The sequence below is a fragment of the Streptomyces sp. STAM6 genome (genome assembly GCF_054963715.1).
The window spans coordinates 245,609-260,374 of sequence record NZ_JBUEFZ010000006.1; the positions used below are offsets into that span (position 1 = coordinate 245,609).

Consider the following 14,766-nt stretch of genomic DNA (forward strand, 5'->3'; position numbering starts at 1 on the left):
CTCAAGGGATGTTCATCATGAAGTTCCGTACCTCGGCGGCCGTGGCCGTCGCCGTGCTCGCGCTGACCGCGACCGCCTGCGGAGGCAAGGAAGGCTCCGCCGGCGACAAGCCGTCCGGTGTGCAGCCGGGTGCGACGAACGCTCCGGCGCTGCCGAAGTACATCGTCGCCACGGACGCCAAGGTCGACGGCTCGCCGACCTTCAAGAAGGCCAAGGAGCGGGGCAAGCTGATCATCGGCTCGAAGGCCGACCAGCCGTACCTGGGCTTCGAGGACCAGGCGACCAAGAAGCGCTCCGGCTTCGACATCGAGATCGCCAAGATGATCGCCGCCGACCTGGGCTTCACCGAGGACCAGATCGAGTGGAAGACCGTCGACTCCAAGCTCCGTGAGACGGCCATCTCCTCCGGCCAGGTCGACTACTACGTCGGTACGTACACGATCAACGACAAGCGCAAGGCGCAGGTCGGCTTCGCGGGTCCGTACTACAAGGCCGGCGCGGACCTCCTGGTCCGCAAGGACGAGACCACGATCACCAGCCCGCAGACCCTCAAGGGCAAGAAGGTCTGCTCGATCACGGGCTCCACCCCGCTCCAGGAGATCAAGAAGCCGGAGTACGGCGCGAAGACCACCGAGCTCGGCAAGTACTCGGACTGCGTCCAGCAGCTGCTCACCAAGCAGGTCGACGCCGTCACCACCGACGACTCGATCCTCAAGGGCTACGCCGCCGCCAACTCCGGCAAGCTCAAGGTCCTCGGCAAGCCGTTCACCGAGGAGCCCTACGGCGTCGGCATGAACAAGGACGACAAGGCCCTGCGCGAGGCGATCAACAAGTCGCTCGAGACGCACATCAAGGACGGCACGTACAAGAAGATCTACGACGCGACGCTGGGTCTGTCCGGCTCGCCGTACGTCGCCCCGCCGGCGATCGTCCGCTACTGATCACCGCCCGGCCGGGCCCGCCCAGGGCCTTGCCGGAGTGGGAAGCGGCGCCCCGTGTATGCGTACGGGGCGCCGCTCCCCCTGCCCCGAATCCCTTGCCCCTTAAGCCGCTGACCGCCGACGCGGAGACCTCATGAACGTACTGCTCGACCATTTCCCGGAGTTCCGCGAAGGCTTCATAGGAACCGTGTCGATCACCGCCGTCAGCTCGGTCATCGCGCTGGTCCTCGGCATCATCATCGCCGGATTCCGGGTCTCGCCCGTGCCCCCGCTGCGCATCTTCGGCACCGCGTGGGTGACCCTGCTGCGCAACACCCCGCTGACGCTGCTCTTCCTGGTGTCGTTCTTCGTGGTTCCCGAGATCCTCTTCCCCGGGATGAGCCCCTTCGTGCTGGGCTCGCTGGCGCTCGGTTTCTACACCTCCGCCTTCATCTGCGAGGCCGTCCGCTCCGGCATCAGCACGGTGCCGCTGGGCCAGGCCGAGGCCGCCCGCTCGCTCGGCATGACCTTCTCGCAGACCCTGCGCATGATCGTGCTGCCGCAGGCCACCCGCACGGTGCTGCCGCCGCTGAGCTCGATCTTCATCGCGCTGACCAAGAACTCGGCCATCGCCGGCGCCTTCAGCGTCACCGAGCTGTTCGGCTGGCAGACGCTGATGAGCGAGCAGGGTTACGCCATCGGCCCCATCTTCCTCTGGGTGGCTGTCGCGTACCTCGTCGTCACCTTCACCATCAGCGGGTTCTTCCGTCTCCTTGAGCGCCGCCTGGAGGTCGCCCGATGAGTGCCAGCGTTCTTTTCGACGCCCCGGGCCCCAAGGCCGTCATACGCAACCGGATCTTCGCCGTCGTCGGCTCCCTCGCCATCGTCGCGCTGATCGCCGTCAGCGTCATGCGGCTGAGTGAGAAGGGGCACCTCGCCCCCGAGATGTGGGACATCTTCAACTACGCGGGCATCCGGCAGAACATCGCCGACGCCGTGCTCGCGACGCTGAAGGCGTTCGGCATCGCCGCGGTCGGCTCGCTGGTGCTCGGCGTACTGCTCGCCGTCGCCCGGCTCTCCGACCACAAGCCGGTCCGCTGGGTGGCCACCGGCTTCATCGAGCTCTTCCGCTCCATCCCGCTCCTCATCACCATCTACGCCGTCTGGGTCGCTTTCCTCACCGACTACTCCATGTGGGCGCTGGCGCTCGGCCTGTCCATCTACAACGGATGCGTTCAGGCCGAGGTGTTGCGCGCCGGAGTGAACGCGGTACCCAAGGGCCAGCGGGAGGCCGCGTACGCGCTCGGCATGAGCAAGACGCAGGTGATGACCACCGTCCTGATGCCGCAGGCGATCCGCTCGATGCTGCCGACGATCATCAGCCAGCTCGTGGTGACGCTGAAGGACACCTCGCTGGGCTTCGTCATCCTGTACCCGGAGCTGCTCCAGACAGCACGTCTGATCGCCTCCAACACGCAGGTCAACGGCCAGTACCCGTACGTCTCGACCATCGTGGTCATCGGCACCATCTACATCCTGATGTGTCTGGCGCTCTCCTCTCTCGCGACCTGGATCGAGAAGCGCGGCCGCCGCGCCAAGACCGGTATCGAGGTGGCCCCGGCCGCCGCGTCGACGGACGTCCTGAGCGGCGAGGCGGGACAGGCCGCCGGCAACTCGAAGCTCATGTGACCCGGTAGCCCGGGAACTGACACCGTGTGACATCATCCGGTTCAGCCGGATGGCCTTATGGGGGCAGTGGCGACCGCGCCACTGCCCCCGTCGCTTGACGGGGGCACCCGCAGTGGGTTGCATACGTTCTGTGATCGCGCTCCGGGCTCCAGCCGCTTGTTCGTCGGGTGTTTCCCGTGTTCTTCCTGTTCGTCGCATGACCGCAAGGGCCTGTGGAGTCGCGCCGTGGACCCGGTGATCGTCGTCGGTGCCGGCCCGGTCGGGCTGGCACTGTCCCTCGCCCTCGCCGCCCAGGGCGTACCGTCCGTCGTCCTGGACGAGGGCCCCGGCCGGGAGGAGCCCCGGCCCGCGCGCACCGCGGTACTGCGCCCGGACACGGCGGCTCTCGTGGCGCGCCTGGGCTGCGCCGACCTGCGGGAGGAGGGCGCCCGCTGGCCGGGCTGGCGGTCGCTGCGCCGGCGGCAGGAGGTGCGGCGCATCGTCTTCGCCGCCCCGGGCGACGGTACCGAGGCGGCCGTCGGCAAGGCCGTCACCGGTGCGGCCCGCGACGAGGTCCGTGGTACGGCCGCTCCCGGTCAGGACCGCGGTGCCGGCGACCGCACCGAGGACATCGTCTCGCCGCTGCACATCCCCCAGCATGCGCTCAGCCGGGGGCTGAGGGCCGCCGCCGCGGAGTCACCCGCCCGCTCCCTGGTGCAGATCGTCACGCACAGTCGTCTCGACGCCATCGAGCAGGACGCGCACGGGGTCACCGTGCACACCCGCGGGCCCGATGCGACCTGGTGGCGCGGGAGTTACCTGGTGGGCTGCGACGGCGCCCGCTCCACCGTGCGCAAGCTCCTCGACGTCCGCTTCCCGGGGCGTACGGCGGTCGAACGGCACGCCGTGGCCGTCCTCCGTGCCGAACTTCCCTGGCAGGGCGAGGCGGTCCTGCACCGCCAGCCGCCGTGGCGGGACATCGGCGAGGAGGTCACCGCGCGGCCGCTGCCCGACGACGGGTGGCGGCTGGACTGGCTGCTGCCTCCGCGCGGCGACCTGGTCACGCCGGACGCCCTGATCGCGCGGATCCGCGAGACGCTGGCGGGCTGGTGCGACGTCACACCGCCGTACGACCTGCTCGACACCGGTGTCTACACCCTGCACCACCGGCTCGCCCGGCGCTGGCGGGTGGAGCGGGCCTTCCTGGCCGGTGACGCCGCCCATCTGCTGGGCGCCCTCGGCACCCAGGGCCTCGACGAGGGGCTCCGGGACATCGACAACCTGGCCTGGAAACTGGCCCTTGCCTGGCACCACGGCGCCTCCGACGTGCTGCTCGACAGCTACCAGGCCGAGCGCCGCACAGCGGTCGCGGCCCGGCTGCGCGCCGCCGACCAGTCGCTGCCCGTGCTGCGGGGCGGCGGCGGGCTGCGGACCTATCTCCGGGGCGGCGCACGGGGGCACGACGCCCTCCTGACGGATGGCCACTTGGGGTACGGCCCGCTCGGCGCGCCCCCCTCCTACCCGCACTCCCCCCTCGCACCCCAGGACGCCGAGGCGCACATGGGCGTCGGGACGCCACTGGGCGCGCCGGTCATGGATGTCCCGGTGACCGCGCCCGACGGCACCACCGTGCGCCTGCGCGACCGGCTCGGCCGGGGCAGTCTGCTGGTGGTCCTGGTCGCTCCCGGTACGGGCGTGTGGGACCAGCGGCACTGGAAGAGCGCGGGTGTGATGCCCCGGCTGGCGTCGGCGGTCGCCGCGCTGCCGGTCCAGGGTGAGCTCCTCGTCACGGAGGCCTACCCGGGAGCGTCCGCGCACACCGTGCTGCTGGTGCGGCCCGACGGTCATCTGGCGGCCGCGTTCGGCGGGGTGCGCCCGGCCGAACTGCACGCCGCGGCCGAGGCGGTACGGGGCGGTGCCCCGGCGTCCGTACGGCGCGATCAGACCGCGGACGTCAATTGACCCTGCCGGGTCTCCGTGGTGTACTCCGGATCATGACCGACACCGCTGTACGCCTGTGGCGGCGGGTCCATATGGACCTCGTCCGCTACGTGGGCGGCGTGTGTCGTCCGTCCTGCTGAATTCGCCTTCCCTCCCGCGCACCGGCGCGCCGCTCGTCGGCGCTCGTTCCGACGTGCGCGTTCTTTCGCGAACCCAGGACTTCAGGACGGTCTTCGTGTCTCAGCCTGCCTCAGATTCCCCTGCCTCAGTTTCCCCTGCCCCCGTTCCCCCTGCCTCGGATTCCCCCGACTCACCCCCCGCTTCCGGCCGCGCTCCGGCTCTCGGCTCCCCCGGCTCCGCGCGCCGGAGCGGCGGTCCCACGTCGGCGGAACTCCTCGACTTCGTCAGCCGCACCGCGGCCGACACCGCACTGGTCTCCTCCCTGCCGCTCGACCCTGAGGGCCGCACCTGGGTGCGGCTGGACGGGCCCGGTGGCAGCGAGGCCTGGCTCATCGGCTGGCCGCCGGGTACGGGCACGGGGTGGCACGACCACGCCGAGTCGCTCGGCGCCTTCGCGACCGCACGCGGCGCCCTGAGGGAGCACTCCCTGTCCGTGCGGCTGCCCTCGGGTGGCTGGCGTTCCCTCGAACTGGCCGAGGACGTCGATCGCTCGCGGGTGGTCCGGCCCGGTGCCGGACGGGCCTTCGGGCGGCACCATGTGCACGAGGTGCTCAACGAGTCGGCGACCGAGCACGCCGTGTCGGTGCATGCGTACTACCCGCCGCTTCCATTGATCCGGCGCTTCAGCCGTGCGGGAGCGGTGCTCCGTCTCGAGCAGGTCGAGCGTCCGGAGGACTGGCAGTGAGCATGGAAGGTACGGAGCACGCGCAGCATACGGAACGCGCGGAACCGGTCGGCATCGACGAGTTGTTGGAGCGGGTCCGCGCAGGGCTGGACCGGATCGGGCCGCACGAGGCGTTCGCGGCGGCCGAGGCGGGTGAGGCTCTGCTGGTGGACATCCGGTACGCCGCGCTGCGTGACCGTGACGGGCTGATCCCGGGTGCGCTGGTCGTCGAGCGCAACGAGCTGGAGTGGCGGCTGGACCCCCGGGGCAGCCATCGGGTGCCGGAGGCGGTGAGCCACGATCTGCGGGTCGTGGTCGTCTGCAACGAGGGGTACGCCTCGTCCTTGGCGGCTGACTCCCTCCGGCGGCTGGGACTTCACCGCGCCACGGACCTGGTGGGTGGCTTCCAGGCCTGGCGCGGGGAGGGTTTGCCGGTGACGGCGCCTCTTGCCCGTGGGTAGGCCGGCCCACGAGCGACTCCCTCAGAGGCCCTCGTGTCCCAGGTCTTCCGTGTCCTCTCCCTCCTCCTCCAGGGCTTGCCGCACGACCCGCAGGGCCAGGCCCTCGGGGTAGCCCTTGCGGGCGAGCATGCCGGCGAGGCGGCGGAGGCGGCGGTCCCGGTCGAGGCCCCGGGTGGAACGGAGCTTGCGGGCCACCAGCTCCCGGGCCGTCGCCTCCTCCTGTTCGGAGTCGAGCTGTCCGACCGCCTCGTCGATCAGTGTCGGGTCCACTCCCTTCGTCCGCAGCTCCCGGGCGAGGGCGCGGCGGGCCAGGCCCCGGCCGTGGTGCCGGGACTCCACCCACGCGTCGGCGAAGGCCGCGTCGTCGATGAGACCGACGTCCTCGAAGCGCGAGAGGACCTCGTCGGCGACATCGTCCGGGATCTCACGTTTGCGCAGGGCGTCCGCGAGCTGCTTGCGGGTGCGCGGGGTCCCGGTGAGCAGGCGCAGGCAGATCGCCCGCGCCCGCTCAGCCGGATCCTGGGGCGACAGCTCCTTCTCGGCCCTCGACGAGTCGGTGCTGTCGCCCGGCCATTCGGTGCGCCGGACCATGGGGTCAGCCCTTGGCCGCCGTGGCCTTGGTCGCCTTGGCCGCCTTCGCCGCCGGGGCCGGGACCGACTTCGCCGACTCGTCGGCCGCTCCGGCCGCACCCGCCGCGTCCGCGCCCGGCTCGGCCGCCGGGGCCTCCGCCGGCCTGACGCCGACGCCCAGCTTCTCCTTGATCTTCTTCTCGATCTCGTTGGCGAGATCGGGGTTGTCCTTCAGGAAGTTGCGGGCGTTCTCCTTGCCCTGGCCCAGCTGGTCGCCCTCGTACGTGTACCAGGCGCCGGCCTTGCGCACGAAGCCGTGCTCGACGCCCATGTCGATCAGACCGCCCTCGCGGCTGATGCCCTGGCCGTAGAGGATGTCGAACTCGGCCTGCTTGAAGGGCGGCGCGACCTTGTTCTTGACGACCTTGCAGCGGGTGCGGTTGCCGACCGCCTCCGTGCCGTCCTTGAGGGTCTCGATGCGACGGATGTCGATACGCACCGAGGCGTAGAACTTCAGCGCGCGGCCACCGGTCGTGGTCTCGGGCGAGCCGAACATCACGCCGATCTTCTCGCGGAGCTGGTTGATGAAGATCGCCGTGGTCTTGGACTGGTTGAGCGCGCTGGTGATCTTCCGGAGGGCCTGGCTCATCAGCCGGGCCTGGAGACCCACGTGGGAGTCGCCCATCTCGCCCTCGATCTCGGCGCGCGGCACGAGCGCGGCCACCGAGTCGATGACGATCAGGTCGAGCGCGCCGGAGCGGACCAGCATGTCCACGATCTCCAGCGCCTGCTCGCCGTTGTCCGGCTGGGACAGGATCAGGTTGTCGATGTCGACGCCGAGCTTCTTCGCGTATTCGGGGTCGAGGGCGTGCTCGGCGTCGACGAACGCCACCTGGCCGCCGGCCTTCTGGGCGTTGGCCACGGCGTGCAGGGTCAGGGTCGTCTTACCGGAGGACTCCGGGCCGTAGATCTCCACCACACGGCCGCGCGGCAGGCCGCCGACGCCGAGCGCGACGTCGAGCGCGGTCGAGCCGGTCGGGATGACCTCGATGGGCTCCCTCGACCGCTCGCCCATGCGCATCACTGCGCCCTTGCCGAATTGCCGTTCAATCTGTGCGAGCGCGGCGTCGAGCGCCTTCTCGCGGTCGGTTCCTGCCATGGGTTCCACCCGGTTTGCTTGTGTCGATCGCTTCACGTCAAAGACGCTAACCCCTGCCACTGACAATGGGCCCCGACGTCCCTCCAGCCTGTGGATAACTCCGCGACCGACGCCTCGTCGCCCCCGGGAAATCGGGCCGGAACCCCATAAGAATGGATGTTCGATTTCAGTGTCAAGCGAGCCACACCGGTCCGGGTGACCCCGTCCGGCCCGTCCCCCGGGGTCCCCGGTGGAGCAGCCACGGACCCGGCGGAGCAGGCCGGCGGGTCCGGCGGAGCGCACCGGGCCGCGTTTCCCACCCGCCTATCCTTCGAGACATGGCCCCTCCCTCCCGCACCCGTACGGGCCGTGCCTCCTCGCGGACCGCCGACGCCGCCGTGACCGGCGCCGTCGCCCTCTTCGTGGTCGTCTGGACTCTGGTGTCGGCGGCCCACGAGAGCGAGCCGCCCGTCCGGACGCTCATCGGCTGGGCCCTGATCGCCGCCGGCTGCGGCGCCCTGTACTTCCGGCGGCGCCGGCCCGTCGCCGTCGCGGTGATCACCCTGGTGGCGTGCGCCGTCTACTACCCGCTCAGTTCCTACGACGGTCCGCTCATGGTGGCCTTCGCGCTGGCCCTCTACACCACCGCGGCCGAGGGCCGGTTCGTCGCCTCGGTGGCCCTCGCCTCCGTCACGCTGCTCGCCGTCGGTCTCGGCGAGTTCCGTCAGGACCCCGGCCGGCGCCAGATCGACGACACCTCACTCGTCATGCTGGCCGGCTGGCTGATCAGCCTGGTCGCCATCGGCCGGGCCCAGCGCACCCGGATCGCCTATCTCCACGAGGTCGAGCAGCGGGCGCTGGCCGCCGAGCGCGAGCAGGAGGCCCGGGCCAGGGAGAGCGCCACCGAGGAGCGCCTGCGCATCGCGCGCGAACTCCACGACGTGCTGGGCCACAGCATCTCGCTGATCAACGTCCAGTCCAGCGCGGCACTGCACCGGCTGGGCAAGAAGCCGGACCCCGCCGTCGCCCTCACCACGGCCGGGGAGGCCCTGGAGGCCGTCAAGGCGACCAGCAAGGACGCGCTGCTGGAGCTGCGCTCCACACTCGGAGTGCTCCGCCAGGCCGACGAGGTCGCGCCGACCGCGCCGGTCTCGGGGCTCGGCCGGCTCGACGAGCTGGTCGCCCGGGCCCGCTCCACGGGACTGGACGTCCGCCTGGGCACCGAGGGCACGCCGCGCTCCCTGCCACCCGCGCTCGACCTGGCCGCCTACCGCATCGTGCAGGAGTCCCTCACCAACGTGACCCGGCACGCCCACGCCCGTTCGGCGTTGATCACCCTTGCCTGGAGCGAGGACAATCTGCGGGTGCGGATCGACGACGACGGCGAGGAAGCGCCCGGCGAGCTCCTTCCTCCCGCGCCCGGCGCGCCCGGGGACACCGGTGGTGTCGGAGGCCCCGAGGGCGGAGGGCACGGGCACGCGCGGCGCGGTGACAAGGCGCCGGGCAGCGGAATCCGGGGCATGGCCGAGCGCGCCAGGGCCTTCGGCGGCGAACTCACCGCGGAGAACACCGCCGAGGGGTTCCGGGTCACCGCCCGGCTGCCGCTCTCCACGTCCGAGGGGGACCACAGATGATCCGTGTCGTACTGGCCGACGACCAGACGCTCGTACGGGCCGGCTTCCGGTCCATCCTGGCCGACGAGACCGACATCGAGGTGGTGGGCGAGGCAGGGGACGGCGAGCGGACGGTCGCCCTGGCCCGCGAGCTGCGCCCGGACGTCGTGCTCATGGACGTCCGCATGCCCGGGACGGACGGTCTGGAGGCCACCCGGCGGATCACCGCGGACCCGCGCCTCGACGGGGTGCGGGTCATCATCCTGACCACCTTCGATGTGGACGACTACGTGTACGGCGCGCTGCGCGCCGGCGCGTCGGGCTTCCTCGTCAAGGACACCGAGCCCATGGAACTGCTTCACGGCGTTCGGGTGGTGGCGCGCGGCGACGCGCTGATCGCGCCGGCCGTGACGCGTCGTCTCATCGCGGAGTTCGCCGACCGCGGCCGGCAGCCCGACCCCGGTCCCCGGCTGAACGCCCTGACCGAGCGGGAGCGCGAGGTGATGGGGCTGGTCGGGGCCGGTCTGTCCAACGACGAGATCGCGCAGCGGCTGGTGCTGTCCCCCGCCACCGCCAAGACTCACGTCAGCCGCATCATGACCAAGCTGGACGTCCGGGACCGGGCGCAGCTGGTGATCCTGGCCTATGAGTCGGGGATGATCACACCGGGCTGGCTCGGCTGACCTCCGGTGCCGGCTCGGTTCGGTCGCGCGCTCCCGGGGTTGGCCTCGGGGTGTTCTCGGGGTTCGCGCGCGTGTGGACGCAACTCGGGCGGTACGCGCGCGTGAGGATCCGCAACCAGGGGTGTAGGCACGCTGGCGGTGGCGATCCTGCTGGACGCGATCGTCATCCGCTGTCTGATCGTGCCGGCGGTCATGCAGCTGCTGGGGCGCGGCGCGTGGTGGCTCCCGTCCTGGCTCTCGCGAACGCTGCCGAAGGTGCGGCTGGAGCACCACTGACGCGCGCGTGCCGGCGGTGGGCCGGCGGACCGTACCGGGGGGCGGGTCAGGCTCCGTCGAGGGGCGGGGCCGACGGCGGCGGTCCGCCCGCCTCCTCCTTCTTCGTACGCAGCGCCCGCTGCACACGCGCGAGGACAGCCTCGCCCTGCTTGCGGTGGCCGTGCACGCGCGGGTCCTCCGTCACGTCGTACCGCTTCACATAGGCGCCGAGGAAGGCCTGCAGGGTGGCGACCGCCGGGATCGCGATCAGGGCACCGACTGCGCCGAGCAGCGCGGTACCCGCGACGACCGACCCGAACGCGACGGCCGGGTGGATGTCGACCGTCCTGGCGGTGAGCTTCGGCTGGAGCACGTAGTTCTCGAACTGCTGGTACACGACCACGAAGGCGAGCACCCACAGCGCGTACCAGGGGTTGACCGTGAAGGCGATCAGCATCGGCAGGGCGCCTGCCAGATACGTGCCGATGGTGGGCAGGAACTGGGAGACCAGACCCACCCACACGGCGAGCGCCGGTGCGTACGGCACGCCGAGGAACTCCAGCAGGACGTAGTGCGCGAGACCGGAGATCAGGGCCATCAGTCCGCGCGAGTAGAGGTAGCCGCCCGTCTTGTCGACGGCGATCTCCCACGCGCGGAGCACCTCGGCCTGTTTGGCGGGCGGCAGCACGGAGCACAGCGCCCGGCGCAGGCGTGGCCCGTCGGCCGCGAAGTAGAACGAGAACAGCAGGATCGTCAGCAGCTTGAACAGCCCGCCCAGGACGGTCGCGGAGACGTCCAGCACACCGCTCGCGCTGTTCTGGACGTACTTGCGGAGCCAGTCGGAGCGCAGCAGGCTGTCCTGGACCTCGACCCGGGACAGCTCGGTCTGGAAGGTGTGGTTGATCCAGTTGATCAGCGAGTCGAGGTACTTGGGGAAGTCCTCGACCATCTCCACGATCTGGCCCGCCAGCATCGAGCCGAGCAGGACGACGAAGCCGGCGGCGGCCGCCACGACGGCGAAGAAGACGAGGAACGTCGCCAGGCCCCGGCGCATGCCGCGGGCCGCCATGCGTCCCACCGCCGGTTCGACGGCCAGGGCCAGGAAGAAGGCGATCAGAATGTTGATCAGCAGGCCGATCAGCTGGTGGAACGCCCAGCTGCCGAGCTGGAAGCAGGCGTAGAGGGCGAGGGCGAGCGCCATCGCCCGCGGCAGCCAGCGGGGCATACGGGCGGCGGGGGCGGCGCCCCGCGTCGTCGACCCGCCGGCCGTACCCTCCGTCACCGAGCCGGTGGTCGTCGTGTCGTTCTCGTCAGTCGGGGCCACGGGGCAAGTGTCCCGTACGGCTGCGACATTCCGACCGCCCATCCAGTGATCACCGGGCAGCTGCGACGGAGATCACTGATCGTCCGGACACGCGCCGCGGTGGGCTCACCGCGCGCGTGGGTCAGCGCGCGCGTGGGTCAGCGCTTCTCCGCGGGGATGTCCACCGCCGCGCACACCGCCCGCCAGACGTCCTTCGTCTCCCACCCCGCGTCCAGGGCCTCGCGGACCGTCCGGCCGCCGAGCTCCGACATGACATGGTCCCGCGCGAAGGACTCGGCGTACGCGTCACCGAAGTGGTCCGCCATCCGCTCCCAGAAAATCGTCAACCGCATGCATCCAGTATCCCGCTCCTGAGAGTGCAGCCCTGTCCGCGCCCGTTGCCGAAAGCCCTTTCCGCCCTACCGTCGGAATATGGCTGGAACTCCTCTCGCGCGCGCCGAGCGCTTCATCTGGCTGACGGCCCGCGTGCTCGAACAGCGGCGGTTCGCGTACCACTTCCTGGGCGGGGACGCCGATGCGGTCGAGGCCGCCCTCGCGGCGTACCTCAACGAGGACGGCGGTTACGGTCACGCCCTCGAACCGGATGTGCGCGGCCCGGTGAGCCAGCCGCTGCACACCGGGCACGCCCTGCGCGTGCTGGACTCCATCGGCCGCTGCGGCGGGCTGCGGGTGGACCGGATCTGCCGCTATCTGACGGACATCTCCACCCCGGACGGGGCGCTGCCCGCCATCCACCCCTCGATCCGGGGCTATCCGGTGGCACCGTTCGTCCCGGTCGTCGACGACCCGCCCAGCGAGCTGCTGGCGACCGGCCCGGTGGTCGGTCTGCTCCACCGCAACCAGGTGTGGCACGCATGGCTGTTTCGCGCCACGGACTTCTGCTGGGCCGCCGTCGAGGCACTGGAGAAGTCGCATCCGTACGAGATCCACGCCGCCGTCGCCTTCCTGGACGGTGTCCCGGACCGGTCCCGCGCGGAGGCGGCCGCGGACCGGCTGGGCCGACTGGTGCGCGAACAGCGGCTCGCGGTGCTGGACCCGGAACGCATCGACGACTTCCCGGTCGCACCCGGCTACGCGCCCACCGAGCACCACTTCCCGCACGACTACGCGCGCGTGCCGGACTCGCTCGCCCGGCGGTGGTTCACGGACGAGGAGATGGCACGCTCGCTGGACCACCTCACCGCGGCGCAGGCCGAGGACGGCGGCTGGCCGGTCAACTGGCGCCAGTGGGCACCGGGCACCTCCCTGGAGTCACGGCCGATCGTGACCATCGAGGCGCTTCGCACACTGCGGGCGCACGGCAGGCGGATCGACTGACGTCAGCCGCCGATGGCCCGCACCCCGGCCGTCACCGCCACCGCGACGCCGACGACCACCAGGAACGGGGCGCGGAGCACCAGGGCAAGGGCGGCCGCCGCGAGACCGGCGCCGCGCGCGTCGGCGACGAGCGCGCCGTCGGCGCTGAAGGTCTGCTGGGCGGTGAGCGCGGCGAGCAGGGCGACCGGCAGGAGCCCGGCCAGCCGCCGCACGAGGGGCCGCTCCAGTGCCCCGGCGGGCACCAGCAGGCCGGCCAGCTTCAGGAGGTAGCAGCCGGCGAAGGTCAGTCCTATCGCGATCCAGACGTTCAACGGTCCATTCCCTTCCGGTCCCGGCCGCCGTCGTCGGCCGGCCCGTTCCCGCCACCGGTCCGGCGGCCCTCGAACCACAACACCGCGGGCGCGGCGAGGGCCGCGACCAGCACCGGCACGCCCGCGGGCAGCACGGGCAGGAAGCCGAGCCCGAGGACGACCGCGATGCCGGCGACGGCCCGTTCGGTCGTCGTCCGCAGCATGGGGGCGAGCAGCGCCAGGAAGACGGCCGGTCCGGCGGCGTCCAGGCCCCAGGAGTCGGTGTCGCCGACGGCCTCGGCGCCGAGGGCGCCGAGCAGGGTGGTGAGGTTCCACAGCACGTACAGCGTGAGGCCGGTGACCGCGAAGCCGATCCGGGCGGCCCGCCGGTCCGGCTGGGCGAGCGACACGGCCGCCGTCTCGTCGATGACTCCGTGCGCGGCCAGCGGCCGCAGCAGCCGGGGGAGCGCGAGGAGCTGCGACAGCCGCAGCCCGTAGAAGGCGTTGCGGGTGCCGAGGAAGAAGGCGCCGGCGGCGGCCGTGAACGGGTTCCCGCCCGCCGCGAGGGCTCCGACCAGCGCGAACTGCGAGGCGCCGGTGAAGACCAGCAGGCTCAGCGCGCAGGTCTGCAGGACGCTCAGGCCGGCGCCGGCCGACGTCACGCCGAATGCGAAGCCGGAGAGCCCGACCGCGACGCCGACGCCGAGCGCGTCCCGGACGACGGCGCTGTCGGGTTTGGCGGGCGGGTCGGTGCGTAGGGGTGCTGGTGCTGTCTGTTCTGCCACGGCGGCGACGCTACGTCGGGCCGCCGGACCCGGTCTTGTACGTTCTTGCACCGCTGCGGCCCACCAGCCGGGCACGTCCCCGCTGGTAGGCGCCGGGTGGCACCCCGACGATCCGCGCGAAGTGACGGTTCAGGTGCGGCTGGTCGGTGAAGCCGACCGCGACGGCGGCGTCGGCCGGGGCCGTGCCCATGTCCAGGAGGTGCCGGGCGCGGCGCACCCGCGCGTCGGTCAGCCAGGTGTGCGGCGGCATCCCGTAGGCGTCCCGGAAGGCACGCAGCAGCGCGAAAGGACTGGTGCCCAGTTCGGCGGCGAGCCCCTCAAGGGTGGGCGGATCGTCCATCCGCTCCTCCAGGACGGCCCGCGCGCGTGCCGCGTTGCGCGCTCCGGCCGAGCGTGGGGCGAGGGCCGCCGTCCTGCCACCGTGACTGCGCAGCATGCGTGCCGTGACCAGCCGCAGCAGGCTGTCGGCGGCGAGCGCGTTGCCCTCCTCGGCGGCCCGGTGCACCCCGATGACGAGCTGTGCGGCGCGGGGGTCGTCCACGACGGGGCTGGTGAATCCGACCGAGCCGCGCAGCGCGATGGTGTCGCCGGCGATCGACTCGATGAGCTCGGCCGCCGGGTAGATCGTGCGGTAGGTCCAGCCCTCGGGGACGCCGGCGTGTCCGGTGTGCGGTGTGTCGGGGTTCACCAGGGCGATCTGTCCGGGGCCCGCCCGCACGAGGTCGTTGCGGTAGTGGAACGCCTCCACGCCCTCGGTGATCGCGGCGAACACGAATGTCTCGTGGGTGTGCCGCGCGAAGGCCTTGCGGATGTAGCGGGCGTGCAGCAGATCGACTCCGGGCAGCTCGGGGTACTGCCAGTACCGTGCCTGCTCGCGAGTCGCCACGGGTCCATTCTGCGCTACCGGCCGGAAGCGGGTTTCCCCAGGTCCGCGCCGTTGTCAGTGGCCGGGTGCAC

17 protein-coding genes are annotated in these 14,766 nt (G+C 71.7%); 10 read left to right on the plus strand and 7 right to left on the minus strand.

Features of this window, described 5'->3' with window-relative positions:
* Positions 1–17: 17 nt before the first annotated feature.
* From ACY34K_RS11325 to ACY34K_RS11350, 6 genes are all read left to right on the plus strand, one after another.
* On the plus strand, positions 18–941 hold the full coding sequence (locus tag ACY34K_RS11325; protein WP_462746048.1) for a glutamate ABC transporter substrate-binding protein: 924 nt from the start codon (positions 18–20) through the stop codon (positions 939–941).
* Between the two features lie 133 nt (positions 942–1,074).
* Entirely contained in the window at positions 1,075–1,722 is a 648-nt protein-coding gene (locus ACY34K_RS11330; protein WP_462746049.1) for an amino acid ABC transporter permease, read from the plus strand.
* Complete coding sequence (locus ACY34K_RS11335; protein WP_462746050.1) at positions 1,719–2,609, plus strand: amino acid ABC transporter permease; 891 nt, start codon at positions 1,719–1,721, stop codon at positions 2,607–2,609. The genes ACY34K_RS11330 and ACY34K_RS11335 overlap by 4 nt, the downstream gene beginning before the upstream one ends.
* A 225-nt stretch (positions 2,610–2,834) precedes the next feature.
* Positions 2,835–4,550: an FAD-dependent monooxygenase gene (locus ACY34K_RS11340; RefSeq protein WP_462746051.1), complete on the plus strand. Its 1,716-nt coding sequence runs from the start codon at positions 2,835–2,837 to the stop codon at positions 4,548–4,550.
* Positions 4,551–4,764: 214 nt separating this feature from the next.
* Complete coding sequence (locus tag ACY34K_RS11345; protein WP_462746052.1) at positions 4,765–5,394, plus strand: cupin domain-containing protein; 630 nt, start codon at positions 4,765–4,767, stop codon at positions 5,392–5,394.
* Positions 5,395–5,396: 2 nt separating this feature from the next.
* Positions 5,397–5,834 carry a rhodanese-like domain-containing protein gene (locus ACY34K_RS11350; protein ID WP_462746053.1) on the plus strand — a complete coding sequence of 146 codons (438 nt, stop codon included), beginning with the start codon at positions 5,397–5,399 and terminating at the stop codon, positions 5,832–5,834.
* Between the two features lie 21 nt (positions 5,835–5,855).
* Here the strand turns inward: ACY34K_RS11350 and recX are convergent, their stop codons facing one another.
* Together recX and recA are read right to left on the minus strand one after the other, a co-directional pair.
* Positions 5,856–6,524, minus strand: coding sequence for a recombination regulator RecX (gene recX, locus ACY34K_RS11355; RefSeq protein ID WP_462746054.1), 669 nt, complete (start codon positions 6,522–6,524; stop codon positions 5,856–5,858).
* Positions 6,430–7,563, minus strand: coding sequence for a recombinase RecA (recA, locus tag ACY34K_RS11360; RefSeq protein WP_462746055.1), 1,134 nt, complete (start codon positions 7,561–7,563; stop codon positions 6,430–6,432). Before recA ends, recX begins: the two co-directional genes overlap by 95 nt.
* 317 nt (positions 7,564–7,880) lie before the next feature.
* Between recA and ACY34K_RS11365 the strand changes: the two genes are divergently transcribed.
* From ACY34K_RS11365 to ACY34K_RS11375, 3 genes are all read left to right on the plus strand, one after another.
* Entirely contained in the window at positions 7,881–9,176 is a 1,296-nt protein-coding gene (locus tag ACY34K_RS11365; protein WP_462746056.1) for a sensor histidine kinase, read from the plus strand.
* Positions 9,173–9,838, plus strand: coding sequence for a response regulator (locus ACY34K_RS11370; protein ID WP_462746057.1), 666 nt, complete (start codon positions 9,173–9,175; stop codon positions 9,836–9,838). The genes ACY34K_RS11365 and ACY34K_RS11370 overlap by 4 nt, the downstream gene beginning before the upstream one ends.
* A gap of 138 nt (positions 9,839–9,976) precedes the next feature.
* Positions 9,977–10,114 (plus strand): hypothetical protein, encoded by a 138-nt coding sequence (locus tag ACY34K_RS11375; RefSeq protein WP_462746058.1) that lies wholly within the window; start codon positions 9,977–9,979, stop codon positions 10,112–10,114.
* A gap of 46 nt (positions 10,115–10,160) precedes the next feature.
* Here the strand turns inward: ACY34K_RS11375 and ACY34K_RS11380 are convergent, their stop codons facing one another.
* Together ACY34K_RS11380 and ACY34K_RS11385 are read right to left on the minus strand one after the other, a co-directional pair.
* On the minus strand, positions 10,161–11,417 hold the full coding sequence (locus tag ACY34K_RS11380) for an AI-2E family transporter (RefSeq protein ID WP_462746059.1): 1,257 nt from the start codon (positions 11,415–11,417) through the stop codon (positions 10,161–10,163).
* A 137-nt stretch (positions 11,418–11,554) separates the two neighbouring features.
* On the minus strand, positions 11,555–11,749 hold the full coding sequence (locus ACY34K_RS11385; RefSeq protein WP_462746060.1) for a DUF3046 domain-containing protein: 195 nt from the start codon (positions 11,747–11,749) through the stop codon (positions 11,555–11,557).
* Positions 11,750–11,828: 79 nt separating this feature from the next.
* On the opposite strand from ACY34K_RS11385, the gene ACY34K_RS11390 reads away from it, so the two are divergent.
* A complete protein-coding gene (locus ACY34K_RS11390) occupies positions 11,829–12,734 on the plus strand; it encodes a hypothetical protein (RefSeq protein WP_462746061.1) in 906 nt (301 codons plus the stop codon).
* Between the two features lie 2 nt (positions 12,735–12,736).
* On the opposite strand, the gene ACY34K_RS11395 is transcribed toward ACY34K_RS11390, so the two are convergent.
* Genes ACY34K_RS11395 through ACY34K_RS11405 form a run of 3 tightly spaced genes read right to left on the minus strand, consistent with a single transcriptional unit; the run spans position 12,737 to position 14,695 of the window.
* Entirely contained in the window at positions 12,737–13,045 is a 309-nt protein-coding gene (locus ACY34K_RS11395) for an AzlD domain-containing protein (RefSeq protein WP_462746062.1), read from the minus strand.
* Positions 13,042–13,809 (minus strand): AzlC family ABC transporter permease, encoded by a 768-nt coding sequence (locus ACY34K_RS11400; RefSeq protein WP_462746063.1) that lies wholly within the window; start codon positions 13,807–13,809, stop codon positions 13,042–13,044. Before ACY34K_RS11400 ends, ACY34K_RS11395 begins: the two co-directional genes overlap by 4 nt.
* Positions 13,810–13,819: 10 nt before the next feature.
* Entirely contained in the window at positions 13,820–14,695 is an 876-nt protein-coding gene (locus ACY34K_RS11405; RefSeq protein ID WP_462746064.1) for an AraC family transcriptional regulator, read from the minus strand.
* Positions 14,696–14,766 lie beyond the last annotated feature (71 nt).

Coding starts and splice junctions, on each gene's coding strand:
- ACY34K_RS11335 (WP_462746050.1), top strand. CDS start 1,719: ATGAGTGCCAGCGTTCTTTTCGACGCCCCGGGCCCCAAGGCCGTCATA.
- recA (WP_462746055.1), bottom strand. CDS start 7,563: ATGGCAGGAACCGACCGCGAGAAGGCGCTCGACGCCGCGCTCGCACAG.
- ACY34K_RS11350 (WP_462746053.1), top strand. CDS start 5,397: ATGGAAGGTACGGAGCACGCGCAGCATACGGAACGCGCGGAACCGGTC.
- ACY34K_RS11370 (WP_462746057.1), top strand. CDS start 9,173: ATGATCCGTGTCGTACTGGCCGACGACCAGACGCTCGTACGGGCCGGC.
- ACY34K_RS11385 (WP_462746060.1), bottom strand. CDS start 11,749: ATGCGGTTGACGATTTTCTGGGAGCGGATGGCGGACCACTTCGGTGAC.
- ACY34K_RS11390 (WP_462746061.1), top strand. CDS start 11,829: ATGGCTGGAACTCCTCTCGCGCGCGCCGAGCGCTTCATCTGGCTGACG.
- ACY34K_RS11325 (WP_462746048.1), top strand. CDS start 18: ATGAAGTTCCGTACCTCGGCGGCCGTGGCCGTCGCCGTGCTCGCGCTG.
- ACY34K_RS11330 (WP_462746049.1), top strand. CDS start 1,075: ATGAACGTACTGCTCGACCATTTCCCGGAGTTCCGCGAAGGCTTCATA.
- ACY34K_RS11365 (WP_462746056.1), top strand. CDS start 7,881: ATGGCCCCTCCCTCCCGCACCCGTACGGGCCGTGCCTCCTCGCGGACC.